This window comes from Vreelandella alkaliphila (genome assembly GCF_016107625.1).
GTDB lineage: Bacteria > Pseudomonadota > Gammaproteobacteria > Pseudomonadales > Halomonadaceae > Vreelandella > Vreelandella alkaliphila.
This window is the reverse complement of the sequence record NZ_JABASV010000001.1, coordinates 17562-42368: the sequence shown is the minus strand read 5'-3', so window position 1 is coordinate 42368 and position 24807 is coordinate 17562. Positions and strand designations below refer to the sequence as shown.

Here is a 24807-nt window from a genome sequence, read left to right as displayed (position 1 = left end):
AACATCATACTCTAAGGGCTGGAAGTCACGGCAGCACCGCGCTTGCGGCGTTAGTTTAGGAGAGAATATGCAACGGGTAACGGTAACGCTGGATGAGGAACTACTGAGCGAGGTCGATGCATTGATGCATGCGCGCGGCTACCAAAACCGCTCAGAAGCGATACGCGATTTAACACGCAGTGGGTTAAAGCAGGCCAAAGAGGAGGTTGCGCCCGAAGCGCCGTGTATGGGCGCGCTCGTCTATGTGTACGATCATGCGGCGCGAGATTTATCGAAACGCTTAACCCGACACTCTCATGATCATCATGATCTAACGCTATCGACGCTTCATGTGCATATTAATCATGACAGCTGTCTGGAAGTGGCGTTATTAAAGGGGCAGGGCAGCGCGTTGAAGCAGTTTTCTGATGAAGTGACATCGTCACGTAGCGTGCGCTATGGACAGTTGGTGATTATCCCTGAGGAGTAAAGCGGGGGAGCGCCCATTAAAAAGGGCGGCTCTAGGCCGCCCTATAAGCACGCGTTAAGCAACTTAGTGCTCTACGCCGCCTTCGCCGTGCACATGACCGTGCTCGACTTCTTCCTGGCTCGCTTCACGAACGGTTGCAATCTCAACATCGAAGTTAAGATGTTGGCCAGCCAGCGGGTGGTTGCCATCAACTACAACTGTGTCGCCTTCAACTTTCTTGACGGTAACCATCAGCGGGCCGCCTTGAGTCTGGGCTTGGAACTGCATGCCCGGCTCAATGCTTTCAACACCTTGGAACGCATCGCGAGGTACTTCTTGCATCAGCTGTTCTTGAACTTCACCGTAGCCCTCTTCTGGGGTTACTTTTACGTTCAGCTTATCGCCTTCGGCACGGCCTTCGAGTTCTTTTTCCAGACCCGGAATAATGTTGCCAGCGCCGTGTAGATACGTCAGCGGCTCACGGCCTTCGGAACTGTCTAGCACTTCACCTGCATCATTGGTCAGGGTGTAGTGGAACGCGACAACCGAGTTTTGCGCAATTTGCATTTAATAACCTTTCGGTGAGTGCATGTCCCAACATGGTAACGCGTGAGAGCCTGCTTGTCAGGGGGTAAGCAGGCTTTTTCCTCCTCTCACTCCTTTGGCGCTATTGCGCCACGGGGTAACCGGGGATACCCTACGACAACTTCTTTTCCCCCTTTAGACAACATTCACTGGAGCTGGTTATGACGATCTTCTTGATTTGGGTTATCGCCTTTGTGCTAATTGCCTACTTTGCGAACAAACGCTGGGATAGCAGTGTCAGTCAGGGGCTGGATAAAATGCTGCCTGAGGTATTAAAAACACATGGTGAAAATCGCTATTTATGGGTGGCAGCATTAGCCGTATTGGGGGCTACAACGCTGATTCGTCCAGTCGATATCCTTCTGGTCGTTATCCTGTTGACCATTATTGGTTTAGTAATCGCAAAGCTGGCAAGCTGGGCGAGCAATAAAGTAGCTCACTAAATTATGCCTTGTTAGCCATTAACGAAGGCGACAAAAATGCCCGACCAAGTAGGCTTGGTCGGGCATTTTTCTATTACGGCGCTACCTGTGTTAATGGCTAGGAAGCGTTTGGTAATACGAACTTAGTATGGAGCTACGCTTAAGTTAGCGCCGCTACCGATCAGGCGAACACGCTGGCCTGCTTGATATTGACGGTCTGCGCTTTGAACCACGATCACATCTGTGCCGTCGTCGCGACGAATTTCCATTTCCAGCGCATTAATGCGGTTAGCGCGATCTTCTGCTGCGGTACCGGCAATTGCGCCACCTAATGCGCCTGCAACGGTTGCTAGCTGACGACCAGAACCACCGCCAACTTGACTGCCCAGCAGGCCGCCGATGACCGCACCGCCACCGCCGCCCAACAGGTTGCCTGTACGGCTGTCTGCCTGGATTTGTACAGGACGGACCGCCACGATGGTGCCATAGGTCACGCTTTGGCCTGTTTGCGCTTGATTACCACGGTACACATCACCTGAATAAGGCGCAGTGTTGGCACAGCCTGCCAGCGTGAGAATGCTCAATGCTGCAATAGGTAGTAAACGTTTCATTCAAACCTCCAGTGTGTCTTGACCCGCATGGCTGCTAAGCCGTAGCGGTGGTAATACGTAAGCTAGTTATAGAACAGCGTTCGCCAAAGATAACCTAAGCGGCTAGTTTTGACTAGCCATCAGCAAGAAAGATCACGAACTTAAGTGTAGACAAGTATTAAGAAAGCAATGTGTAAAAGCGTGCACAGTGTTTGAGAAGGAGGGGGGAGGGAGTGCTATAAAAAATACAGGGAGCCTAAGCCCCCTGTTGTGTCGTGCTAATTAAGTGATTAGCCGAACTGGTTCATGGTGTTGTCTTTACCACCAGCTTTAAGTGCCGCATCACCGTGGAAAAACTCTTTATGGTCGTCGCCAATATTAGAGCCAGCCATGTCCTGGTGTCTTACGGTAGCGATGCCTTGACGAATCTCCTGACGCTGTACCCCTGCGACGTAGGCCAGCATGCCTTCATCACCGAAGTAGCCTTTAGCCAGGTTATCAGTTGATAGTGCCGCTGTGTGGTACGTCGGCAGAGTGATTAGGTGGTGGAAAATACCGGCTTCACGAGCGCCATCGCGTTGGAAGTTACGTGTCCACTCATCCGCTAGTTGGCCAAGTTCAGTGTTGTCGTATTCAACACCCATTAGCTTGTCACGCTGGTAAGCGGAAACATCTTTGCCTTCTTTTTCCCAGGCATCAAATACTTGCTGGCGGAAGTTTAGCGTCCAGTTAAATGACGGTGAGTTGTTGTAAACCAACTTGGCATCGGGCACGACGGCGCGGATGCGGTTAACCATGCTGGCAATTTGGCCGACGTGTGGCTTCTCGGTCTCAATCCATAGCAGGTCAGCGCCGTTTTGCAGGCTGGTGATACAGTCAAGCACAACGCGGTCTTCGCCAGTGCCCGGTTTGAACTGGTAGAGGCCTGACGCTAAACGCTTCGGCTTAACCAGCTTACCGTTTTGTTTGATAACCACGTCACCATTATTGATGTCGCTAGCATTTTCGATGACATCGCCATCTAAGAAGCTGTTGTATTGGTCACCTAGATCGCCAGGTTCGTTAGTCACTGCAATTTTCTGAGTTAAGCCTGCGCCTAGCGAGTCGGTACGCGCCACGATAACGCCATCTTCGATGCCGAGCTCAAGGAAGGCATAACGCACTGCATTGATTTTTGCCAGGAAGTCTTCGTGGGGAACGGTGACTTTACCATCCTGGTGGCCACACTGCTTCTCATCGGAAACTTGGTTTTCAAGCTGGATACAGCAAGCGCCCGCTTGGATAAATTTCTTGGCCAGCAGGTAAGTCGCTTCAGCGTTACCAAAACCTGCATCGATATCAGCAATGATCGGTACGATATGTGTCTCGTAGTTATCGATCTTGCTGATTAGCTCTTGCTCTTGAGCGCTGTCGCCTGCTTCTTTGGCCTCATCCAGGGCACGGAACAGGTGGTTAAGCTCCCAAGCATCTGCCTGCTTCAGGAAGGTGTACAGCTCTTCGATCAGATCAGCGACGGATGTTTTTTCATGCATGGACTGATCGGGCAGTGGGCCGAACTCGGAGCGTAAGGCGGCTACCATCCAGCCTGACAGGTAGAGGTAACTGCGCTTCGTCGTGCCAAAGTGCTTTTTAATGGAAATCAGTTTTTGTTGGCCAATAAAACCGTGCCAGCACCCCAGAGACTGCGTGTACTTAGACGTGTCGGCGTCGTAGGCCGCCATATCGTCACGCATAATTTTTGCAGTGTAGCGTGCAATATCCAAACCGGTATGAAAACGGTTCTGAGCACGCATGCGTGCAGCGTATTCAGGTTTGATCGCTTCCCATTTGCCGCCTTGAGCTTCGCGCAGTTGGGCCATTGCTTTGATATCGTCGAGCAGTCCTGACATAAGCTGTTTCCTCCGGGGTCATGATAGCTATTTCGCAAGTTAGCTTATTCTTATGCTGCACCTGCGAAGATGTGTTCAGCATTATCGAAATTTAAAGCGCTGTCTCTACGCCAATTGTCTCTGAGCAAAACGTCTCTTAGTCAAACGTCGCATCGGAGAGTAGTCATTGTTGAGACGCTTGTTTAAACGTCGGTTACAGCGTTTCCAGTTTGGCTACCTTCGATGTTGCGCCATAACGCTGCGGTGCAATAACTATCAACGAGAACGGCAGGTTCAACAATTGTCACTTGGGGGCAGAAGGGGTTGTAGTTCAACTACAGGAGCGTGCTGAAACGCTCTGTTTGTGTAGTCGTTTTTCGTCAGGTGAGCTGAAAATGGAGCAAAAAAAAGCGCCACATAGCAGTGGCGCTCTCATTGATTGATCACAATCGTAGTGAAAAAAAAGCAACTACAGCGTTAGCAGCATTTCCCGGTGAGGTATTCCGGCATCCATAAAGGTGCCACCATGCGCCACAAATCCCAAGCGCTGGTAAAAGGCGAGAGCGTGCAATTGAGCGCTCAGCGCTACATGGGTATGGCCTGCTTCTCGAGCAGCCTGAATGGCAGCTTCCATGAGTTGATAGCCAATGCCAGCGCCACGCGCGCTATCGAGTACCGCGACGCGCCCAATATGGCCATCGGGCAGCAGTCGCGCAGTCCCCACGGGCTGATCCTCAAGATAGGCAATGAAGTGGCTGCACTCATCGTCATGGCCATCCCACTCCTCCTCTTGGGGCACGCACTGTTCTTCGATAAACACCACGCGGCGGATCTCGGAAGCTATATCCTTTAGCGTACTCCAATCACCGTTAATAATTGTTGTCGTCGACACCGCTAGCTACTCCTCATCATCCTCTTCGCCCATAAAGCCTAAGCTTCCAGTGTTTACTAACTGTGTTATCAGCGCTGCTGCCCCATCAATGGCAAGTACGTCTTCATACATAGGCGATGGGTCTGCAAGCCGCTTGGCTAACTCGATTGAACAGGAGTGTCCGTCGCCGTCGACAAAGAGCGTGGTGCCGTTGGCATCGCTTCGCCAAGCAACGCGGGAACCCGGCATATGAAAAAGTGGTTCACCGTCTTGTAGTTGCGCAACAAGGTCAGCTTCCGTCATTGGCTCTTCAAGGGGCGCTACTTGGTCAATGTATTTCGGTTGGGTCATGACGCGACCAAACCACTGGGCTATTTGCTCAGGATTGTCCAAGGTGGAAAGTACGAACTGGCGCATACGTTCAACGGCCGCATCATCTAGTTCACCAACTTGGCTTGCAGGAGACATGCCTGCATCGCTATAGCGGTGGGAGTCAGAAAGCTGCTCTCCTAGATAGTCGGCGTAGGATGTGATGGCTTCATCCGCTGATGGTGCCCTAAACCCCACCGAAACAGTCATGCAGTCGTCGGTTTGGCTAACGCCGTGGTGCGCCCAGCCAGGGGGGAGATATAGCATATCGCCCGGTGATAGCGTCCAGTCAGAGTCAGCTTCAATCTCAAAGGTTTCAAGAATACGTAGATCGATACCTTGGATAATGGGCGCGTTGTCTGGCTGCTTACCGCCTAGTTGCCAACGCCGGTGGCCGCTAGCCTGTAACAGGAAAACATCGTATTGGTCGATATGCGGGCCGACGCTACCACCGGGCGGCGCATAGCTGACCATGATGTCGTCTAACCGCCAACGGGGAAGGAAATCAAATTCATCCATTAGTGCAGCGATAGACGGTACATAGTGATCGACGGCTTGAACCAGGAGGCTCCAGTTGCCTTCCGGTAACCGCTCAAAGGTAGCGTCGTCAAACGGGCCGTGGGAAACCTGCCAGGGGCCATCAGGCCCATTTTCTTCCACAAGGCGCGCTTCTACACCGGGTTCGCAGGCAAGCCCGGCTAGCTCATCGGGGTCGATGGGGCTAATAAAGTCGGGGATAGCGCCACGAATCAGCAGCGGCTTCTGCTGCCAGTAATTGGCCAAGAAGTCTTCGGGCGTTAAATCGCCCAGCAATGTGAGTGGCTTATCGTGTTGGCTCATGGCGTTATCCTAGTTCAAATGAGCGCTGCGTCTTACTAAGGACGCAGTGCGTCGTTTAGAGTGCAGCAAGCCGCTGGTTAAGTGCTTCGGCTTGAGCCTTCGCATTACCAATATAGCTGGCAGGAGAGAGGGCTTTCAGCTCATTTTTAACCGGCTCGGGTAGTTCAAGCGTATCAATAAAAGCAGCAAAGCCTGCTTGGTCAATACGCTTGCCGCGGGTTAATTCTTTAAGCTTTTCGTAGGGTTTTTCGATGCCATAGCGACGCATGACCGTTTGAATTGGCTCAGCCAGTACTTCCCAGCTGTTATCCAGGTCTTCAGCTAGACGCTCAGGATTTGCTTCAAGCTTACTGATACCCTTGAGGCTAGCGTGATAGCCAATCAGGCCGTAAGCCAAGCCAACGCCTAAGTTGCGCAACACAGTGGAATCCGTTAGGTCGCGCTGCCAGCGTGAAATCGGTAGTTTCTGGGCCAAGTGATTAAGCACGGCATTGGCCAGCCCAAGGTTGCCTTCCGAGTTTTCAAAGTCAATTGGGTTAACTTTATGCGGCATGGTCGATGAGCCAATTTCGCCTTCGACGGTGCGCTGCTTAAAGTAGCCCAGTGAAATATAGCCCCATACGTCCCGATCAAAGTCGATCAAAATAGTGTTGAAGCGGCAAACTGCATCGAAAAGCTCGGCAATGTAGTCGTGGGGCTCAATCTGTGTGGTATAGGGGTTGAAGCTTAGTCCTAAACCTTCGACAAAGGTGCGTGCGTTGGCTTCCCAGTCAATGTCTGGGTAGGTCGTCAGGTGGGCGTTGTAATTGCCTACAGCACCGTTAATTTTACCCAGAATCTCAACGCGTTCGATTTGTTTGAGCTGGCGCTTAAGCCGGTAGGCCACGTTGGCCATTTCCTTGCCTAGCGTTGTAGGGCTGGCGGTTTGTCCATGGGTGCGCGATAGCATCGGTTGAGCCGCATGCGCAATGGCCAATTTGGCAATCTCATCAGCGACTTCATGCAGGGTAGGTAGAGTGGCTTTTAGACCATCTGCCAGCATAACGCCGTAGGAAAGGTTGTTGATGTCTTCGCTGGTGCAAGCGAAGTGAATAAATTCAGTGACCGCGTTGAGCTCGGGCTGCCCCGCAATCTTCTCTTTCAAGAAATACTCAACCGCTTTGACATCGTGGTTGGTGGTGCGCTCTATTTCTTTAATGCGTTCGGCATCTTCGACAGAAAAGTCACGAATCAGCTGCTCAAGAAAAGCCGTCGCTTCCACTGACAGCGGCGGTACTTCGACAATTTGGCTGTGGTCCGCAAGGCGCTGCAGCCAGCGCACTTCCACAATCACGCGAGCACGGATAAGACCGAATTCGCTGAAGTGCTCCCGTAGTGCGGCGGCTTTTGCGCCGTAGCGTCCGTCAACGGGGGAGAGGGCGGTCAAAGCAGAGAGTTGCATGGCTTAGTTTCCAAGGTGGTCTGAAGTCAATGGTTCGAACAGCAATATGTCGAAAAGAAATCGCTCGAAGTGCCTCGATGATCTTTGGGCGCTTTAGCCAAGGCTATCAAGCGCGCGCCTCAACGCTTTACGCTGGAAAACAAGCTTCCAGCGACGGCCGCCTTGCTGGTGCCATAGCAGCGCAAAACGTATGCCCGCCATCAAACAAGCGCGCACCCGCTCGGGCATCATGCGAGTCTGCAGTAAAGAGGGGTCGCCCTGAACCACGATGCGGGTTTTGAACGTCGAAATGGTTTCTTGGTAGGCATCGCCCAGGCTTGCAATCACATTTTCATGAGTGCTGCCGAAGTGCTCTGCCTGTCCCTGTACGTGGGATAGCTTTTGACCAAGTAAATCCATCATATGGCGGTCAGTGCGCAGTTTATTCATTAACAGTAGCAGCGAAAAACCGTAGCGGAGAACCACAGGATTGGCTTGTTTGCGGCCAACAAGGGCTTCGAGTGTTTCTAACCCGCGGCGTAAATTATTGGGGTGGCCGCCATAAATAGCTTCAAAGCTTTCCGGGTTGGTGTCCACGGTTGCATTGATGAGTGTTTCCCAGGCGCGAGGATCTACTTGCCCAGTACGCGCGAGTTCATCTACCAAACTAGCGGATTGGAAGACGCCGGCCAGTGCCAGTGCTTGGCGAGCGGCTTGAGAATCCGGCGCGCGATGAATAGGGGTAGCGCTCATGCAGCGGCCTCCGTGGTATTCCAAGTGGCGCGAATAACGCCGCCGCCTAAGCAAATTTCACCATCATAAAGTACCAATGACTGGCCTGGTGTGACCGCCCACTGAGGATCATCAAACACCACCTCAACAGTGCCGTCGGGCAGCGCATGGATTTCACATGGGCAATCACTTTGACGATAGCGGGTTTTGGCGGTGTAACGGCCCTGTGCGGCAGGCGGTTCACCTGCTACCCAATCCATGGCTTCAGTGGCCAACGCATTGGTGAACAGCAGGTGGTGATGCTTGCCTTGGACGACAATCAATACATTACGCTCAAGGTCTTTGGCCGCTACGTACCATGGGTCTTCCGAATAGTTGGCGAGACCACCAATGCCTAACCCTTGGCGCTGCCCGAGGGTGTAGTACATCAGTCCCATATGCTTACCAATGACATCGCCTTCGGGCGTTTCAATATTGCCGGGTTGTGCGGGCAGGTATTGCTGCAAAAAGTCGCGGAAGCGGCGCTCGCCGATAAAGCAAATACCAGTAGAGTCTTTTTTCTTGGCGGTAATAAGATCGTGCTGTTCAGCCAAGGCTCTAACGGCAGGTTTTTCAAGCTCACCAACCGGAAACAGGGTGCGCGCAATCGCTGCTTCAGGCACCGCGTGCAGGAAATAGCTTTGATCTTTATTGCTATCCACACCTTTTAGCAGGCGCGGGCGTCCTCCGCGAACTCCTTGGCGAACATAATGCCCGGTTGCGATTTTATCTGCGCCTAACATTTCAGCGTAGTCTAGAAAGACCTTAAACTTGATCTCTCGGTTGCACAGGATATCGGGATTGGGCGTTCTGCCCGCTTTATATTCGGCTAAAAAATGCTCGAAGACGTTATCCCAATACTCGGATGCGAAATTGGCCGTATGCAATTTGATGCCCAGCTTCTCACACACAGCTTCTGCATCGGCAAGATCTTCTTTTGCCGTGCAGTATTCGGTGCCGTCGTCTTCATCCCAATTCTTCATAAACAGGCCCTCAACCTCATACCCTTGTTGGAGTAGAAGGAGAGCAGAAACCGATGAATCAACGCCGCCCGACATGCCAACAATTACTTTTTGGGCCTCGGGCGCTTCAGGAATAGACGTGCCATGGGTGGATGTCATTGGCATCCTCAGTTGAAGTGGTGTGCAATTGGGTGCTGATTATACACGATGGAGGCTTGGTGCTTCGAGTGCTTCACTCATGAATCACGGCCAGGGGATAACATTGGCCGTTAATGGCGTTTTCGATCCGTTTAAGCACCAGGGGGCTGCGCAGCCTACCGGCATTGCCGAGGGCTTTGATGTCATTTAATGTGAGCCAGTGAGTGGCGGTGATGTCGCTATCAATGGGGGACGAGAGCATGACGTCTGGTGTGGCTATAAAACCATGGCTATGAAAGGTAAGGCCTTCTGGCGTGTGGAAGACATAAAGACCTAAGTAGTCGGTTAGCGTCACCTGCCAAGCAGTTTCTTCTTGCACTTCACGCAAGATGGCTACCATAGGACCTTCGCCTGGCTCTACATGTCCAGCCGGTTGGTTAAACACGGTTTGCCTACCGCCGCGGGCTTCTTCCACCATCAAAAAGTGGTCATTGCGCTGAATCACGCAGGCAACGGTACTTCTGATGATGGCATTTTTTATCATCTCACTGCTCATTTGGAGTGCCTGTGCCGAGGTGCGCCGCTGCGCTTTGGCGCTTTAGTGGGGCGTGGAGCGTGCAGTGTTTGTTTGCGCCACTCGCCTGGGGCCAAGTCGCCAAGTTGCCATGTGCCAATCGCCGCGCGTATCAATCTCAACGTCGGAAACCCTACATGGGCGGTCATGCGCCGTACTTGGCGGTTGCGGCCTTCGCTGATTGTTAACTCTAACCAACTGGTGGAGGGGTGGCGCTTAGGGTCAATCCTTGGGTCGCGTTGTGCGATGACCGGTGGCTCAATGCGCCGGGCTTTTGCTGGCTGGGTTGGGCCATCTTTTAAGGTGACACCGTTTTTCAGAGCACTAATTGCCTCATCATTAATCTGCCCTTCGAGCTGCACCCAGTAAGTTTTGGGCTGCTTGTGACGTGGGTGGGCGATACGGTGAATGAGGCTGCCGTCATCACTTAATAACAGCAGGCCCTCAGAGTCATAATCAAGCCGCCCTGCGGCGTACACGCCAGGCACATCTATAACATCGGCTAATGTGGCGCGGCCTTGTTTGTCGGTAAACTGAGAGAGCATACGATAGGGTTTATGCAGTAAATATAAAGTGCTCATGATCTCTTTAGAAGGGTGCCCTTGATTTGTCGACAATCTCTCATGCGATTAAAATGCAGCGCTGGTATACTTTGAGGCTAATATTTCAAAGGCAGTTCTTGAAAAGCCGCCTTTGAATAGCGTTTATGTCGTGCCGGAGTTGTCGTAATTTCCACTGAAATAACCACCGTAAAAACCACCGATTGATAACCGGGAAAGCCAAATTAAATGGCCCCGCCTGCTTCGCGGCATGGTCTCTCGTTGAAGAAGTCGCGTCGCTCAGGATCTCTATAATCACAGCGATAGAAAAAAGAGGTTAACGCAAAATGTCTAAAACGCCGAAGATCATTTACACGCTCACCGACGAAGCGCCTGCGCTCGCGACATACTCTTTGCTACCGATTATTGACGCTTTCACCGACGCTGCGGGTATCGAGGTGGAAACCCGGGATATTTCCCTGGCGGCTCGCGTTCTCTCTTTATTTCCCGACTACTTGACCGAAGAGCAGCGTATCGAAGACCACCTGGCCGAATTAGGTGCGCTGGCTAAGGTTCCCGAAGCCAATATCATCAAATTACCGAATATCAGCGCCTCTATGCCGCAGCTGCGGGCGGTGATCAAAGAGCTGCAAGAACAAGGTTACAAGCTGCCCGAGTATCCGGATGACCCAAGCAGCGATGAAGAGAAAGATATCAAGGCGCGCTATGACAAAGTGAAAGGCAGCGCAGTTAACCCCGTATTGCGTGAAGGTAACTCTGATCGTCGCGCACCGAAGGCCGTGAAAGAGTACGCCCGCAAGTACCCGCATTCTATGGGGGAGTGGAGCCAGGCGTCGCGTACCCATGTTTCACACATGCATAGTGGCGACTTCTACCACGGCGAGAAGTCGATGACCTTGGATCGCGCTCGCAACGTCAAGATGGAGCTGATCACTGCCAGCGGTGAAACCAAGGTGCTCAAGCCTCGGGTCGAGCTGCTGGACGGCGAAATCATTGACAGCATGTTTATGAGCAAGAAAGCGCTGCTGGAGTTTTACGAGCGTGAAATCGAGGATGCGCGTAAGACCGGTGTGATGTTCTCATTGCACGTAAAAGCGACGATGATGAAGGTCTCGCACCCCATCGTGTTCGGGCACTGCGTCAAAATTTTCTACAAGGACGCCTTTGAGAAGCACGGTGAGCTCTTCAAAGAGTTGGGTGTCGATGTTAACAATGGCATCGCTAATCTCTACGATAAGATTGCGACCTTGCCAGAATCCCAGCGTGATGAAGTCATTAGTGACCTGCATGCGTGCCATGACAAGCGCCCAGAGCTGGCGATGGTTGATTCGGCTCGCGGCATTACCAACTTCCACTCACCCAGTGATGTGATTGTTGATGCTTCGATGCCGGCGATGATTCGCGCTGGCGGTAAGATGTACGGTGCTGATGGTCGTCTCAAGGACGTCAAAGCCGTTATGCCTGAGTCGACGTTCGCGCGTATTTATCAGGAAATGATCAACTTCTGTAAATGGCACGGCGCGTTTGATCCGGCCACAATGGGTACCGTTCCCAATGTTGGTTTGATGGCACAAAAAGCTGAAGAGTATGGTTCTCACGATAAGACCTTCGAGGTGCCAGCGGATGGTGTTGCCAACATCACTGATCTGGACACGGGTGAAGTACTGCTATCACAGACGGTGGAGCAGGGCGATATCTGGCGCATGTGTCAGGTCAAAGATGCGCCGATACGCGACTGGGTGAAGTTGGCGGTTGAGCGCTGCCGTGATTCTGGTATGCCGACGGTGTTCTGGCTTGATCCTTACCGTCCGCACGAGAATGAGCTGATCAAAAAGGTCAAAACGTACCTTAAAGATCACGATACAGATGGCCTCGAAATCCATATCATGTCTCAAGTTCGGGCGATGCGTTACACCCTTGAGCGCGTGATTCGTGGTCTCGATACGATCTCGGTGACGGGCAATATTCTCCGTGATTACCTGACAGACCTATTCCCGATTCTTGAGTTGGGCACTAGTGCCAAAATGCTTTCTATCGTGCCGTTGATGGATGGCGGTGGTCTGTTTGAAACGGGTGCCGGTGGTTCCGCACCTAAGCACGTTCAGCAACTGCTTGAAGAGAACCACCTACGTTGGGACAGCCTTGGCGAGTTCCTGGCGCTGGTTGCTTCTTTGGAACACCTCGCTAAACGTTTTGGCAATGACCGTGCTAAGTTGCTGGCGAAAGCGTTGGATGAAGCTAACGGCAAGTTCCTTGAGAGCAATAAATCACCTTCGCGCAAAGTGGGTGAGCTTGATAACCGAGGAAGCCACTTCTATCTAGCGCTCTATTGGGCAGAAGCACTAGCCGCTCAGGATCAAGACGCTGAGCTGAAAACACGCTTTGCCCGTTTGGTAGAAACGCTGAAAGCCAATGAAGCTAAGATCATTGACGAACTGAATGGCGTGCAAGGCCAGCCTGTTGACCTTAAAGGCTATTACCACCCGAATGGGGAAGTGGCTAGTCAAGTCATGCGCCCAAGTAAGACGCTCAATGAAGCCCTTGCAATGGTCGCAAACGGTTAAGACTTAAATCACCAGCAGTCTGCGTTGCCGCTGGGCAATACGCATGAAAACGCTGTGATATCCCTCGCCCGCTTTGGTGGGCGAGGGTTTTTTGTCTTATTTAGTATGCTAATTTTGTATTTTCCATGAACCCTTGCTGGTAACGGGCGTCTTACTTTGGAGAGCAAAATCAGAGTGATTAAATCTAGCTTAGTTAAAGTTAGTGAGTTTCAAGCTAGGATGGATGATTCAAGCGCCGTAAGACACCACTTGCCAGCTAAGAGACGATAACCCTTGCTGCTTATGCCTACTACAGACAGCCCATACGTCATGGCTATCCTGCACGCAGGAATGACTCGGCCAGATGCGCCTGAATATGATGATGATCTAGCCGTTCAGCCAGCTGAGCCAGAGCTTGCTCGGCCGCCGTTGTACAAAGTGATACTTCACAATGATGATTTCACACCGATGGAGTTTGTTGTTGAGGTATTACAGGAATTTTTTAATATGGATAGTGAGCAGGCGGTTCAGGTCATGCTTGCGGTGCATACCCAAGGTAAAGCGACGTGCGGTATCTTTACACGGGATATTGCAGAAACGAAAAGTTACCAAGTCAATGAATATGCCCGCGAATGCGAGCATCCTTTAATGTGTGATATCGAAGCTGCTGACTGAAAGCGTTGAAAAAAATTAGCGATGGGCCTTGCAAGTGCGCCATTTGTACCCGATGTTGAAAGTGCCGGTCGACTAAACTGATCCGACGCAAGCCCTAGGTGGCGACACGCCCTAGGTAGTAGCGAAAAGGGGACTGCCATGCTGAGCAAAGAACTTGAACTTACCCTGAACACGGCCTTCACCGTGGCTCGCTCAAAGCGCCACGAGTTTATGACCGTTGAGCACCTGCTCCTGGCGTTGTTGGATAATGCGTCAGCAGTTGACGTGTTAAAGGCGTGTGGGGCGAATCTCGATAAGCTGCGGTCCGATCTGCAGGATTTTATTAATTCGACCACACCATTGATTCCTGAGAGTCAGGCGGATCGCGAAACCCAGCCTACCCTTGGGTTTCAGCGCGTATTGCAACGTGCTGTATTTCATGTGCAGTCATCTGGAAAGAGTGAAGTGACTGGCGCTAATGTGCTGGTCGCTATTTTCTCTGAGCAGGAAAGCCAAGCCGTTTACTTCCTCAAGCAACAAAGCGTTGCGCGCGTAGACGCTGTTAACTATATCGCTCACGGTATTTCTAAGGTGGCTGGCCATGGGGCTGCTCCATCGCCGTCTTCTCAAGAGAGTGAAGATGCTGAAGAGGGTAGTTCTGAAGGGGCTGCGCATCCGTTAACCGGTTATGCTACCAACCTGAATGAGCAGGCGCGTCAAGGCAAAATAGATCCATTGATTGGTCGCGATCATGAACTTGAGCGCGTGGTGCAAATCCTTGCCCGCCGGCGCAAGAATAACCCGCTATTGGTCGGCGAGGCTGGTGTTGGTAAAACCGCTATCGCAGAAGGCTTAGCAAAGCGCATTGTTGAAGAAGATGTGCCGGATGTGATTGCCGATGCAGTGGTTTACTCGCTTGATATGGGAGCGTTGTTAGCGGGTACTAAATACCGCGGTGATTTCGAGAAGCGCCTAAAAAGCTTGCTTAGTGAATTACGCAAGCAGCCTAACGCCGTGCTCTTTATTGACGAGATTCATACCGTAATAGGCGCGGGTGCTGCCTCGGGTGGCGTAATGGATGCGTCTAACTTGCTGAAGCCCTTGCTTTCCTCCGGTGAGTTGCGGTGTATCGGTTCGACAACGTTCCAAGAGTTCCGCGGTATTTTTGAGAAAGATCGCGCCCTGGCTCGTCGGTTCCAAAAAGTGGATGTGCTAGCACCCTCTGTGGATGACACCATTAAGATCCTCAAAGGGTTACGTTCGCGCTTTGAAGAACACCATGAGCTTAAGTACACCGATGGCGCGCTAGAGAGTGCCGCTCGTTTGGCTGATCGCTATATCAATGACCGTTACCTACCCGATAAAGCCATCGATGTGATTGATGAGGCAGGCGCGCACCAGCGTATGCTACCGCCAGAAGTGCGGACTAACACTATTGATGTTGAACAGGTAGAAGCGGTAGTGGCGTCTATTGCGCGCATTCCGCCAAAGAGTGTTTCAAGTTCTGATCGTAAGTTGCTAGAGAAGCTCGACCGCGACTTGAAAATGTTGGTGTTCGGTCAAGATGAGGCCATCGATACTCTCTCCGCTGCCATTAAGCTTTCCCGTGCCGGTTTGAAATCGCCAGATAAGCCAGTAGGTAGTTTCTTGTTTGCTGGCCCAACCGGCGTTGGTAAAACCGAAGTGGCTAAGCAGTTGGCGCATATCATGGGTATCGAACTAGTACGCTTTGATATGTCGGAGTACATGGAGCGTCATACTGTTTCACGCTTGATTGGTGCCCCTCCAGGCTATGTTGGCTATGACCAAGGGGGCCTGTTAACGGAAGCCGTCACCAAGCAGCCGCATTGTGTATTGCTGCTAGATGAAATTGAGAAGGCGCACCCTGAAGTGTTTAACCTGCTTCTGCAGGTTATGGATCACGGTCGTTTGACAGACAACAATGGCCGCGAGGCGGATTTCCGTCACGTGATTCTGATCATGACCTCGAACGCAGGGGCAGAGCAGGCATCACGGCGCTCTATCGGTTTCCAAAGCCAAGACCACTCAACCGACGCGATGGAAGTGATTCGTCGCACCTTCTCGCCTGAGTTCCGCAACCGCTTGGATGGTATTATCCAGTTCCATGCGCTGCAAACGTCTGTTGTGCGTAACGTAGTCGATAAGTTCCTGATCGAGCTACAGGCACAGCTGGACGAAAAGCGTGTACAGCTTGAAGTGGATGATACCGCGAGAGACTGGTTGGCAGAGAAGGGTTACGATCCCGATATGGGAGCACGCCCAATGGCTCGCTTGATCCAGGAGAAACTGAAGAAGCCGTTGGCTGAGATGATTCTATTTGGCGAGCTGGCTGATCAAGGCGGCATTGTGCACGTTAGCCTTGAAGAAGGTGAGCTGCATTTGTCAACGGAGTCGGAGATGGCGGATGCGCCCTGAAAAGGGCGCTAAGTCTACATTAAGCCCTTATCTCATGCCTCACTAAAGCACAGCGCCCTGTCATCCGACGGGGCGTTGTCGTTTCCAGAGAGCGGCGCCGTACTTACGCTATATTTTCAGTCAAGATGCGTGCATGCGCGGGCAGTATTTGCTTGTAGGCGTTACCAAGGCTTAGCGCGAGCGATAAACAATACGGCCTTTTGACAGATCGTAGGGCGTCAGCTCTACTTTTACCTTGTCACCTGTCAGGATGCGGATGTAGTTTTTGCGCATCTTGCCTGAAATATGAGCGGTGACGACGTGGCCGTTTTCCAGCTCAACACGGAACATGGTGTTGGGAAGGGTATCAACAATAACGCCTTCCATTTCAATATGATCTTCGCGTGCCATATAGGCAGATCCTCACTTATTTAACGTAATGGTTTGGTCTAATTAGTCACTTCAATGGGTGTCGTCAGGTGACGGTTACCCAGCAAGCAGCGCTATATTGTGCCGTAAGCCTGCCATCAAGGCAAAAAAGCTGGCAAGTTTAGCAAATTAAAGGCCGCCAATGTCGCCCGTCGAGCACCTCTATTGGGGTGAACGCGCGCTTGTAACGCATCTTACGGCACTCTTCAATCCAATACCCAAGATACAAGTGGGGGAGAGACTTTTCACCACACAGCTCAATAAGTTTGAGAATAGCAAACGTTCCCAGTGATCGCTTTTCCAAGGCCTTATCGACACTGAAAAACGTGTAAATAGCCGATAGCCCATGTTCAAGTTGGTCAAATGCCGCGACCGCGACGAGCTTCCCATCCAGGTGCATCTCTAAAAGGTGTGCATAGGGTTCTTCGAGCGTTAAAAAGGTACGATACTGCTCCCGGCTAGGCGGATACATGTCACCATCGGCGTGGCGTAAGCGGATATAGTCTGCATAGAGTGCATAATGCTCTGCCTCATAGCGTGCAGGCACTACACGTGTAGCAATATCGGCATTAAGACGCCGGAGTTTGCGTTGGGTGCGATTAGCGCTAAAGTCGCTGATAGGAATGCGTACTGAGCGACAGGCATTGCAACCCTCGCAGTGAGGGCGGTATAGGTGGCGACCGCTGCGACGAAAGCCGAGTAACGAAAGTGAGTCATAAACGCCGGGAACGGGAGATTCCTGGGGATCCAGAAACAGAGTGGTTGCCTCTTTGCCAGGAAGATAGCTGCAGGCGTGGGGAACGGTTAGGAAGAAGCGCAAATCCCGCACAGGGCGGCGAGGAGCGTTACTACTCACGGCTTGCCTCCTTGCTTAGTTTGAACATGGACTAGCTTGAATATGGACTAGTTTGAATACGCTTACCATTCTGAAGAGTGGCCTGAGGCAATGGCACCAAGCCACGGTGATCCAGGTATAATAGGCGCTTCATTGGTCATATTCGTTAAGTTAAATGCCTCGTTAGGCAACCACTTTTCAAGATAGTTGATGAACGTCTTACGAGCGACTGTTGTCGCACCAAGGCTCGCCAAGTGAGGTGTGTGCATCTGGCAGTCGATCAGCTTACCCTCATGGTGTTGCATAGCATGGGCTAAGTGGGCGAGGGCAATTTTAGAGGCATCGGGCACTTTCGAGAACATTGATTCACCAAAGAAGATTGGCCCCATTGCTAATCCATAAAGCCCGCCAACCAGCTGGCCTTCAAGATGTACTTCAATGCTATGCGCGATGCCTAGCTCATGTAGACGTTGGTAAGCGTGACGCATATCTTGATTGATCCAAGTGCCTGGCTCCCCAGAGCGTGGCGCAGCGCATGCTTTAACAATGTTTTCAAACTGTTGATCCACAGTGACGATAAAGCCACCATGACGCAATCGCTTAACAAGGCTACGACGTCGTTTAAACTGTGCTGGTTGCAATACCATACGTGGGTTGGGGCTCCACCACAAAATAGGTTCATCATCGCTATACCATGGAAAAATACCTTTTCGGTAAGCGTGGATTAACCAGTGGGGGGAGAGCTCTCCGCCTGCGGCAAGAAGGCCGTTCGGTGACTCGAGGGCAAGGTCGGTAGACGGAAAGATAGGCTGTGGCGATGAAAGCCAAGGTAGCATTGTTTGCTCCTGTTACTGAACACTTCGATAGAAGCGCTGTGACGGCGAAAGGATGCTCGGTATGATGCAAACTCGCAAGTGGATTAAAGACACCATTGAGGTGTAAAGGGAGAATCGCTTGAAAGTAAATAAGGCGGTAGACAAGCGAACGCAACGTAACTCGCGTCAACCATCATCAACGGCCTCAACTGGGCGAGTTAAAGCCGCAAAGGATAAAGCTCGTCGATTTGGCCTGCGCTTGCAGGGCTCGGCACGCGAAGGCGTGGTCGTAGTGCTGCTTGCGCTGTGCGTATTTTTGTTATTAGCACTGTTTAGTTATGACCCTGCCGACCCAGGTTGGTCTTATCAAGGGCCGGAAACGGATGTTCATAACTGGATGGGACCTGTTGGTGCTTGGCTTGCGGACGTGCTTTATTCACTGCTGGGAGCAAGTGCCTTGTGGTGGCCGGGAATGTTTGGTTATGCAGCCTGGTGGCTAATGAGGTCACGCCAAGTACGGTTTGATATCGATCCGGTAGCGATTGCTGTCCACACCGGAGGATTAGTGCTGCTTATCTTCGGCACGACGATGTTAGGTGCGCTGCATTTTTATCATCCTGACAGCATTTTGCCTTACGCCTCTGGCGGTATATTGGGCGAGGGGTTAGTCAGCACTCTAAAACCACTTGTCAGCAATGGTGGTGTTGGTCTTATTTCTGCTGCGCTAATCTTGATCGGTTTTCCTCTGTTTAGCGGCATGTCGTGGTTACAGGTAGCTGATGAGCTTGGTCGTCGTCTGTGTAAAGTAGGGGGCTGGTTCAGCGCTCGGCGTGCTAAAGGGCGTGAGAGGCGCTCCCAGCGTGCTGCTGTGCGTGCCGCCGCGAAAGCGGCGTCTCAGAAAGTAAAAGAGAAACCACTAGCTGAATTTAAAGCGGCTAAACCAGAGAGTGACTCGCAACGCCCAAGTACAAAAGAGAGTAGTCACCAGCAAGCACCCGCCCAAGAAAGCAGCCGCGTACGTCGTGAGCCTAGTTTTTCAACCACTACGACAGATACCTCAATTCCATGGGCAGCGGCTGCATTTTCAGGTGCGTTGCCTGAGGAAGAGATGCCCAAGCGTGCATCCTCAACTGCGGCTGAACAGCCTGCTTCTGAGATGGACGCCCCTCAGGATGTTCCGTCGGTTGAGCCTAATGACCAGCCGCTTGAAACCACGGCTGAAGAGCGGCGTGAAGCTAAAGCAGAAGTTAAAACAGAGGTTAAAACAGAGCCTAAAATAGAGCCTGTTGTGAACAACGATGTGGAAAAGGTTGCGGAAGACGCTGTAGAAGACGTCGAGGAAAAATTGCCCAGCGCGCCTCGCGAGGATGCTTTTGCGGTGCGCATCAAGGACGAAAGCAGCGAGCCAACACTTTCAGTACCGCTCTCCGCGAGAGAGGCAGAGCCAACGTTCGATCGGCCAGCGCGTGATGAGCTAGCCGGTGAAAAATCGGCTTCTCATCCTGCACCTAGTTTTCAGCCAGCAGAAACGCAGCCATTTACTTCATCGGCAGACGTATCACGCGATGAAACAGAGCATCAAGCTACGTCTCAGGCGATGTCTTATGCAGCGCATGAAATAAAACAGCATGATGCAGCTAAGCAAGGCGACGACGTTGAACGCGAGATGGCGCCTGTTTCTACCAGCATGCCTGAACCCGAGCATACGCCCGCAATCACGCTGCGAGATGCTGGTGACTCTCGCCCTGTACATGCGACGCCCCCTGAGCCTCGTTCCGAACGAGTACCTGAAGTCGTGCCTGAGCCAGTATGGGATGATGAGGAAGATGATCTCCCTGTCGCACGACCAGCCGTTACGGCCGCGCGCCAAGAGCCAACGCTACATGATTCTGATGTATCCAGGACTGAGGTATCCAGGGCGGAGGCACCCAGGGTTGAGGTTCCCCGAGATGAGTCTTCTGAGACGGTGGATTCAAATGACATGTCTGCCGACGAGGCGTCTTCTGAGGAAAAAGAATCTGACAATGGGCCTACTCTGTGGACCGTTGAGCATCTGCAGAGCCAGCGTCCAGCGTTTGAAACATTTGATGAGCCAGAAGGGGATGTGCCCAGTCTCCAACTGCTGACGCCTCCAGAGCCGCATGAGCCAAATTACACGGACGAGCAGCTTGCTGATATGGCGGAGCTCTTGGAAGTGCGGCTGCGTGAGTATGGTGTTAAAGCGGAAGTCGTTGATACATGGCCTGGCCCTGTGATCACCCGATTTGAAATTAAGCCAGCGGCTGGGGTGAAGGTTTCCAAAATCAGTAACCTTGCTAAAGACCTAGCACGCTCGTTAATGGTCAAGAGTGTACGTGTGGTTGAGGTAATTCCTGGACGTCCAACGGTCGGCATTGAAATACCTAATCCCCATCGAGCAATGATTCGTCTGCGTGAAGTAATTGACTCTGACCGTTATCAACAAGAAAGCTCGCCACTGACCATGGCGTTGGGTCAGGACATTGGCGGCGGGCCCGTTGTCGCTAATCTAGGTAAGATGCCCCATCTTCTGGTTGCTGGTACGACGGGGTCTGGTAAGTCAGTGGGTGTTAATGCCATGCTGATTTCCATGCTGCTAAAAGCGACCCCAGATGAGCTGAAGCTGATCATGGTTGACCCAAAAATGCTGGAGCTGTCAGTTTACGATGGCATTCCACACCTTTTGGCTCCCGTGGTCACGGATATGAAAGAAGCTGCAAATAGTCTGCGCTGGTGTGTTGCGGAGATGGAGCGCCGCTACAAATTAATGGCGGCAATGGGGGTGCGTAACATTGCAGGCTTTAATGGTCGTTTAGATGAGGCTGAGAGTGCCGGCGCACAAGTTGCCGACCCGCTTTGGGAGCCACAGCCATGGGAAATGCATCAAACGCCGCCAATCCTTGAAAAACTGCCCTACATCGTGGTGGTGATCGACGAATTCGCCGACATGTTTATGATCGTCGGGAAGAAAGTTGAAGAACTCATTGCTCGCTTGGCACAAAAGGCGCGTGCAGCGGGTATCCACCTGATTTTGGCTACTCAGCGCCCCTCTGTTGATGTGGTGACCGGGCTGATTAAGGCGAATATTCCGTCGCGAATGGCCTTCCAGGTATCGTCGCGGATTGATTCGCGTACCATTCTGGATCAGGGGGGCGCCGAGAGCCTGCTCGGCCATGGTGATATGCTTTACTTACCCGCTGGCTCAGGGCCACCTAACCGGATTCATGGTGCTTTTGTAGACGATGACGAAGTGCACCGGGTCGTGGATGATTGGAAGCGACGTGGCGCGCCTGAGTACATTGAAGAGATTTTGTCAGGCGGTGTAACCGCCGATGCACTGACGGGTCTTGAGGCTGAGGGCGTAGATGGCGATGATGCTGAGCAGGATGCGCTTTATGATGAGGCGGTTCAGTTCGTTACCGAAACACGCAAAGCTTCTATATCTGCCGTTCAGCGTCGCTTCAAAATCGGTTATAACCGCGCTGCACGCCTGGTGGAAGCAATGGAAGGTGCCGGTGTGGTTACCTCTATGGGATCTAACGGTGCCCGTGAAGTGTTGGCACCGCCACCGATAGGCCACTGACTTGTCTGTTAATGAGTGCCCGGCGCTTGGCTCAATAATGCAATAAGCGTGAAAGTCGCGCCGTAGGTGAAACCCTGCGGCGCGTTTTGCGTCTGAGAGGCTACACGGATCGTCTTAACGCTCCTTGCCTTGTCCGCTATCCGGCAATGACTGCCTAGGGAGAATATAATGCGCGATACACATACTCGACGCTCATCAGCGTTAGCGTTAGCAGCCAGTGCGCTAGGGTTAGCCTTTGCATCGCCTATTGCGTGGGCAAACGAGGCTGCAGAGCGCCTTACTGAGCGGCTTGACCCGCTTGAGAACTATCAAGCGACGTTTGAACAGCAAATTTTGGACGGTGGAGGTGAGCGTTTACAAAGCGCGCGTGGAGAAATGTGGCTCTCGCGCCCTGGCATGCTACGTTGGGAAGTAGATGCGCCTTATACGCAAGTCGTCGTCTCGGATGGTGATGATGTTTATCTCTATGACCCTGATCTTGAGCAAGTCACCGTTCAGGCAATGGATGACCGGGTCACTCATACACCCGCGCTGTTGCTTTCAGGCAGTGCAAGCGATTTAACTGCTAGCTATGACGTATTTCATGAGCAGCAGAACGGTGATGACGTATTTACGCTGATTCCTATCTCAGCGGATACGTTATTTGAAGAGCTAAGCATGGTCTTTGACAATCAGACCTTAACGGAACTGTGGATGATGGACAGTACTGGTCAGCGTACCGCGATTACGTTTAGCGACATTACCCGTAACGGTAGCATTGACCGCAGCTTATTCAATTTTGATATTCCTGAAGGTACGGATGTTATCCGCGAAGAGCTGTAAAAAATGTTGTGAGAAGAGCAATACACTCTCGCAATAATGTCGCACGATGAATAGATCAGGCACCTTATGGTGCCTGATCTGCTTCTAGGTCCTGCTGTTCCCGCCACGCCATTATCTCACCAAAGCGTTTCTCCTGACCAAAGACGCTCGGTTCATAAAATCGTGTTTTAGGTAAATCATCAGGCCAACAGTCATGAGCGCTGCCAGCAGGGTAGCCATAAGTTTCGTTATGCGCGTAGCGATAACCTTGGCCATGTCCTAGCTGCTCCATCAGTTTGGTGGGAGCGTTACGAAGATAGCTGGGAACTTCCAGCTGTGGTTGCTGCTGCACAAACTGCTGTGCAGCCTTCCAGGCACGATCAATACGATTACTTTTAGGAGCAACCGCTAAATGAATAGCGGCGTGGGCGATCGCCCGCTGGCCCTCGTAATCGCCTAAACGTAAATAGGCATCCCAGGCAGCAATGACCAGGGGGAGTGCTCGAGGGTCAGCATTTCCTACATCTTCTGAGGCAATCGCCGTTAAGCGGCGCACAATATCAAGCGGGTCGCCGCCGCCCTGTAAAAAGCGTGCCATATACAGCAGGGCTGAATCAGGACGTGATGAGCGAATTGATTTATGAACGGCTGATAATAAATCGTAATAAGCGTCACCCTGCTTATCAAAGGCGCTTGATTGATGACCTACCACATCGGCTAACACCGCTTTGTGTAGCACCTCTTTATCACCATGCTGTTCAGTAAAGTCGCAGGCCGTTTCTAGTAGTCCCAGCGCGCGACGTGCGTCGCCTGCACTGGCATGAGCAAGTGCCTCTAATACTCCCTCTTCCATCTCGATGCGGCGCTTCCCCAGGCCATGCTCCGCATCGTTTAATGCTTGAGATAACACCTGTAGAAGTTCGTCATGGCTCAGCGGTTTAAGTACATAGACCCGAGCACGGGAAAGTAGCGCTGAGTTGACCTCAAAAGAGGGGTTTTCTGTTGTTGCGCCGATCAGTGTTAGCAGGCCGGACTCCACATGGGGCAGCAACGCGTCTTGTTGACTCTTGTTCAATCGGTGGATTTCATCTAAGAATAGAAGTGTGGGTGATGTGCGTTGCTGTGCTCGCTCTACTGCTAAACGAATTTCTTTTACACCGGCCATGACGGCACTTAAATGCTCAAGATGAGCGCCAGAAGCGCGTGCTAGTAACTCTGCTAGCGTTGTTTTCCCCACACCGGGCGGCCCCCATAAAATCATTGAGCGCACGGCACCGGACTCTGCCATACGACGTAGGGGTTTTTCAGGCCCCACTAATGCTTGCTGGCCGACGTAATCGTTAAGGGTTAGAGGGCGCATACGGTAGGCAAGGGGCGCGTCTTCACTCGTGGTAACGGACACGCGGTCAAAAAGATCCATATAAACGTTCCCTATAAATTTCCATCGTAAATCTTGCCGTTGAACAATCAACGATTAACAAGTGTCTGTGGTAAATAATGTTACGTCGGGCTACCTTTGGGCATAACCGACGGATAAGCGCCTGCTTGCCTAGGTAATGCCAAAGGCGCATGGTAACGATTAACACCAGTGTAGTTGAACCCAGCTCATGCCATGCGCTTAAGCGCTAGTAGGCAATGGGCGAAAGGTAAGGCACTTACAAAGGAGACGGCAAGATGTTAAACCAACTGCGTCTAGATCATGCCAACATGGCGCGAATGCTCCATGTGTTGCAGCTAAAACAAAAAACACTCGTGAGCGGTGAACGGCCCGACTTCCAGTTGATGCGTGAGGTGGTGGACTACATTTTGTCTTATATGGATGGTTTTGCTTCTCCGCTGGAAAAGATTTGCGTGGAACGTCTGCAAGAGCAGGCTCCTGAGCACCTTCCATTGATGGAGCAAATGGCCAGTGACTATCGAAAATTAAAGCCGCGCCTGTCCCGTTTATCCAATGATATCGACATGATTCTAATGGATAACGTGCTCCCCATGGATCGCTTTGCAGAGGCGTTGAAAGCGTACCTTGATGCACACCGTGCCTATCTCCGTCATGAGAGAGAGGGTCTGTTCCCGTTGATAGATAAGCATTTCAGCGAAGAGGATATGGAGGAGCTTCGTCAAGCGTTACCTGAGGGGGCTGAAAAAGAACTAGAGCGTTTACAGCAAGCGTACCCCGAACTTTACGCTGAATTGCGTGGTGCCGAAGTGCCATCAATGTAGCGCGCAAGCTGATCACTCAAGGTGTAACGGGGCGTGTTAAACTAACGCCCCGTTTTTTATTGGCGGCTTGAGGAGG

The 24807-nt window shown here is 51.9% G+C and carries 22 protein-coding genes; 8 read left to right on the top strand and 14 right to left on the bottom strand.

Annotated elements, in window-relative coordinates; genetic code table 11:
• The first annotated feature begins 67 nt into the window (after positions 1 to 67).
• A complete protein-coding gene (gene nikR, locus JFC11_RS00180) occupies positions 68 to 469 on the top strand; it encodes a nickel-responsive transcriptional regulator NikR (protein ID WP_038482498.1) in 402 nt (133 codons plus the stop codon).
• 63 nt (positions 470 to 532) lie between these two features.
• Here nikR and JFC11_RS00175 read toward each other — a convergent pair whose 3' ends face one another.
• On the bottom strand, positions 533 to 1015 hold the full coding sequence (locus JFC11_RS00175) for an FKBP-type peptidyl-prolyl cis-trans isomerase (protein WP_009722554.1): 483 nt from the start codon (positions 1013 to 1015) through the stop codon (positions 533 to 535).
• A 179-nt stretch (positions 1016 to 1194) separates the two neighbouring features.
• Between JFC11_RS00175 and JFC11_RS00170 the strand changes: the two genes are divergently transcribed.
• A complete protein-coding gene (locus JFC11_RS00170; protein ID WP_120385505.1) occupies positions 1195 to 1476 on the top strand; it encodes a hypothetical protein in 282 nt (93 codons plus the stop codon).
• 122 nt (positions 1477 to 1598) lie between these two features.
• Here JFC11_RS00170 and JFC11_RS00165 read toward each other — a convergent pair whose 3' ends face one another.
• The 9 genes from JFC11_RS00165 to JFC11_RS00125 form a co-directional block, all read right to left on the bottom strand.
• The gene (locus JFC11_RS00165) at positions 1599 to 2066 is read right to left on the bottom strand and encodes an outer membrane lipoprotein (protein WP_030070161.1); all 468 of its coding nucleotides are present in this window, start codon (positions 2064 to 2066) and stop codon (positions 1599 to 1601) included.
• A gap of 269 nt (positions 2067 to 2335) precedes the next feature.
• Complete coding sequence (locus tag JFC11_RS00160; protein ID WP_120385504.1) at positions 2336 to 3934, bottom strand: isocitrate lyase; 1599 nt, start codon at positions 3932 to 3934, stop codon at positions 2336 to 2338.
• A gap of 448 nt (positions 3935 to 4382) precedes the next feature.
• On the bottom strand, positions 4383 to 4805 hold the full coding sequence (locus JFC11_RS00155) for a GNAT family N-acetyltransferase (RefSeq protein WP_198348432.1): 423 nt from the start codon (positions 4803 to 4805) through the stop codon (positions 4383 to 4385).
• A gap of 6 nt (positions 4806 to 4811) precedes the next feature.
• On the bottom strand, positions 4812 to 5993 hold the full coding sequence (locus JFC11_RS00150; protein WP_120385502.1) for a cupin domain-containing protein: 1182 nt from the start codon (positions 5991 to 5993) through the stop codon (positions 4812 to 4814).
• A gap of 55 nt (positions 5994 to 6048) precedes the next feature.
• Positions 6049 to 7434 carry an adenylosuccinate lyase gene (gene purB / locus JFC11_RS00145; RefSeq protein ID WP_095602361.1) on the bottom strand — a complete coding sequence of 462 codons (1386 nt, stop codon included), beginning with the start codon at positions 7432 to 7434 and terminating at the stop codon, positions 6049 to 6051.
• A gap of 93 nt (positions 7435 to 7527) precedes the next feature.
• Positions 7528 to 8166, bottom strand: coding sequence for a high frequency lysogenization protein HflD (hflD, locus tag JFC11_RS00140; RefSeq protein WP_095602360.1), 639 nt, complete (start codon positions 8164 to 8166; stop codon positions 7528 to 7530).
• Complete coding sequence (mnmA, locus tag JFC11_RS00135) at positions 8163 to 9305, bottom strand: tRNA 2-thiouridine(34) synthase MnmA (RefSeq protein ID WP_198348431.1); 1143 nt, start codon at positions 9303 to 9305, stop codon at positions 8163 to 8165. The genes hflD and mnmA overlap by 4 nt, the downstream gene beginning before the upstream one ends.
• 73 nt (positions 9306 to 9378) lie before the next feature.
• A complete protein-coding gene (locus JFC11_RS00130; protein WP_198348430.1) occupies positions 9379 to 9828 on the bottom strand; it encodes an NUDIX domain-containing protein in 450 nt (149 codons plus the stop codon).
• Positions 9829 to 9836: 8 nt separating this feature from the next.
• A complete protein-coding gene (locus tag JFC11_RS00125) occupies positions 9837 to 10439 on the bottom strand; it encodes a pseudouridine synthase (RefSeq protein ID WP_198348429.1) in 603 nt (200 codons plus the stop codon).
• A gap of 305 nt (positions 10440 to 10744) precedes the next feature.
• Between JFC11_RS00125 and JFC11_RS00120 the strand changes: the two genes are divergently transcribed.
• The 3 genes from JFC11_RS00120 (at position 10745) to clpA (ending at position 16051) form a co-directional block, all read left to right on the top strand.
• Complete coding sequence (locus JFC11_RS00120) at positions 10745 to 12982, top strand: NADP-dependent isocitrate dehydrogenase (RefSeq protein ID WP_095602356.1); 2238 nt, start codon at positions 10745 to 10747, stop codon at positions 12980 to 12982.
• Between the two features lie 309 nt (positions 12983 to 13291).
• Positions 13292 to 13636: an ATP-dependent Clp protease adapter ClpS gene (gene clpS, locus JFC11_RS00115; protein ID WP_174412716.1), complete on the top strand. Its 345-nt coding sequence runs from the start codon at positions 13292 to 13294 to the stop codon at positions 13634 to 13636.
• A gap of 138 nt (positions 13637 to 13774) precedes the next feature.
• Positions 13775 to 16051, top strand: a complete 2277-nt coding sequence (clpA, locus tag JFC11_RS00110) for an ATP-dependent Clp protease ATP-binding subunit ClpA (RefSeq protein ID WP_095602355.1) — start codon at positions 13775 to 13777, stop codon at positions 16049 to 16051.
• Positions 16052 to 16222: 171 nt separating this feature from the next.
• Here clpA and infA read toward each other — a convergent pair whose 3' ends face one another.
• The 3 genes from infA to aat form a co-directional block, all read right to left on the bottom strand.
• Entirely contained in the window at positions 16223 to 16441 is a 219-nt protein-coding gene (gene infA, locus JFC11_RS00105) for a translation initiation factor IF-1 (protein ID WP_007111068.1), read from the bottom strand.
• A 139-nt stretch (positions 16442 to 16580) separates the two neighbouring features.
• On the bottom strand, positions 16581 to 17315 hold the full coding sequence (locus tag JFC11_RS00100) for an arginyltransferase (RefSeq protein ID WP_038482539.1): 735 nt from the start codon (positions 17313 to 17315) through the stop codon (positions 16581 to 16583).
• Between the two features lie 62 nt (positions 17316 to 17377).
• Complete coding sequence (gene aat / locus JFC11_RS00095) at positions 17378 to 18130, bottom strand: leucyl/phenylalanyl-tRNA--protein transferase (protein ID WP_198348428.1); 753 nt, start codon at positions 18128 to 18130, stop codon at positions 17378 to 17380.
• Between the two features lie 118 nt (positions 18131 to 18248).
• Here aat and JFC11_RS00090 point away from each other — a divergent pair, with 118 nt between their 5' ends.
• Together JFC11_RS00090 and lolA are read left to right on the top strand one after the other, a co-directional pair.
• On the top strand, positions 18249 to 21710 hold the full coding sequence (locus JFC11_RS00090) for a DNA translocase FtsK (RefSeq protein ID WP_198348427.1): 3462 nt from the start codon (positions 18249 to 18251) through the stop codon (positions 21708 to 21710).
• A gap of 168 nt (positions 21711 to 21878) precedes the next feature.
• Positions 21879 to 22532 (top strand): outer membrane lipoprotein periplasmic chaperone LolA, encoded by a 654-nt coding sequence (lolA, locus tag JFC11_RS00085; RefSeq protein WP_038482548.1) that lies wholly within the window; start codon positions 21879 to 21881, stop codon positions 22530 to 22532.
• Positions 22533 to 22596: 64 nt separating this feature from the next.
• On the opposite strand, the gene JFC11_RS00080 is transcribed toward lolA, so the two are convergent.
• Complete coding sequence (locus JFC11_RS00080) at positions 22597 to 23931, bottom strand: replication-associated recombination protein A (RefSeq protein WP_198348426.1); 1335 nt, start codon at positions 23929 to 23931, stop codon at positions 22597 to 22599.
• Between the two features lie 254 nt (positions 23932 to 24185).
• Between JFC11_RS00080 and JFC11_RS00075 the strand changes: the two genes are divergently transcribed.
• Positions 24186 to 24731: a hemerythrin domain-containing protein gene (locus JFC11_RS00075; RefSeq protein ID WP_038482554.1), complete on the top strand. Its 546-nt coding sequence runs from the start codon at positions 24186 to 24188 to the stop codon at positions 24729 to 24731.
• Positions 24732 to 24807 lie beyond the last annotated feature (76 nt).

Bases quoted from the DNA above. Each gene is read 5' to 3' on its own strand.
- JFC11_RS00130 (WP_198348430.1), bottom strand. From the start codon at position 9,828: ATGATAAAAAATGCCATCATCAGAAGTACCGTTGCCTGCGTGATTCAG.
- infA (WP_007111068.1), bottom strand. From the start codon at position 16,441: ATGGCACGCGAAGATCATATTGAAATGGAAGGCGTTATTGTTGATACC.
- aat (WP_198348428.1), bottom strand. From the start codon at position 18,130: ATGCTACCTTGGCTTTCATCGCCACAGCCTATCTTTCCGTCTACCGAC.
- mnmA (WP_198348431.1), bottom strand. From the start codon at position 9,305: ATGACATCCACCCATGGCACGTCTATTCCTGAAGCGCCCGAGGCCCAA.
- JFC11_RS00080 (WP_198348426.1), bottom strand. From the start codon at position 23,931: ATGGATCTTTTTGACCGCGTGTCCGTTACCACGAGTGAAGACGCGCCC.
- nikR (WP_038482498.1), top strand. From the start codon at position 68: ATGCAACGGGTAACGGTAACGCTGGATGAGGAACTACTGAGCGAGGTC.
- JFC11_RS00075 (WP_038482554.1), top strand. From the start codon at position 24,186: ATGTTAAACCAACTGCGTCTAGATCATGCCAACATGGCGCGAATGCTC.
- JFC11_RS00170 (WP_120385505.1), top strand. From the start codon at position 1,195: ATGACGATCTTCTTGATTTGGGTTATCGCCTTTGTGCTAATTGCCTAC.
- JFC11_RS00165 (WP_030070161.1), bottom strand. From the start codon at position 2,066: ATGAAACGTTTACTACCTATTGCAGCATTGAGCATTCTCACGCTGGCA.
- clpA (WP_095602355.1), top strand. From the start codon at position 13,775: ATGCTGAGCAAAGAACTTGAACTTACCCTGAACACGGCCTTCACCGTG.
- hflD (WP_095602360.1), bottom strand. From the start codon at position 8,166: ATGAGCGCTACCCCTATTCATCGCGCGCCGGATTCTCAAGCCGCTCGC.
- JFC11_RS00120 (WP_095602356.1), top strand. From the start codon at position 10,745: ATGTCTAAAACGCCGAAGATCATTTACACGCTCACCGACGAAGCGCCT.
- lolA (WP_038482548.1), top strand. From the start codon at position 21,879: ATGCGCGATACACATACTCGACGCTCATCAGCGTTAGCGTTAGCAGCC.
- JFC11_RS00175 (WP_009722554.1), bottom strand. From the start codon at position 1,015: ATGCAAATTGCGCAAAACTCGGTTGTCGCGTTCCACTACACCCTGACC.
- JFC11_RS00125 (WP_198348429.1), bottom strand. From the start codon at position 10,439: ATGAGCACTTTATATTTACTGCATAAACCCTATCGTATGCTCTCTCAG.
- JFC11_RS00160 (WP_120385504.1), bottom strand. From the start codon at position 3,934: ATGTCAGGACTGCTCGACGATATCAAAGCAATGGCCCAACTGCGCGAA.
- JFC11_RS00150 (WP_120385502.1), bottom strand. From the start codon at position 5,993: ATGAGCCAACACGATAAGCCACTCACATTGCTGGGCGATTTAACGCCC.
- purB (WP_095602361.1), bottom strand. From the start codon at position 7,434: ATGCAACTCTCTGCTTTGACCGCCCTCTCCCCCGTTGACGGACGCTAC.
- clpS (WP_174412716.1), top strand. From the start codon at position 13,292: ATGGCTATCCTGCACGCAGGAATGACTCGGCCAGATGCGCCTGAATAT.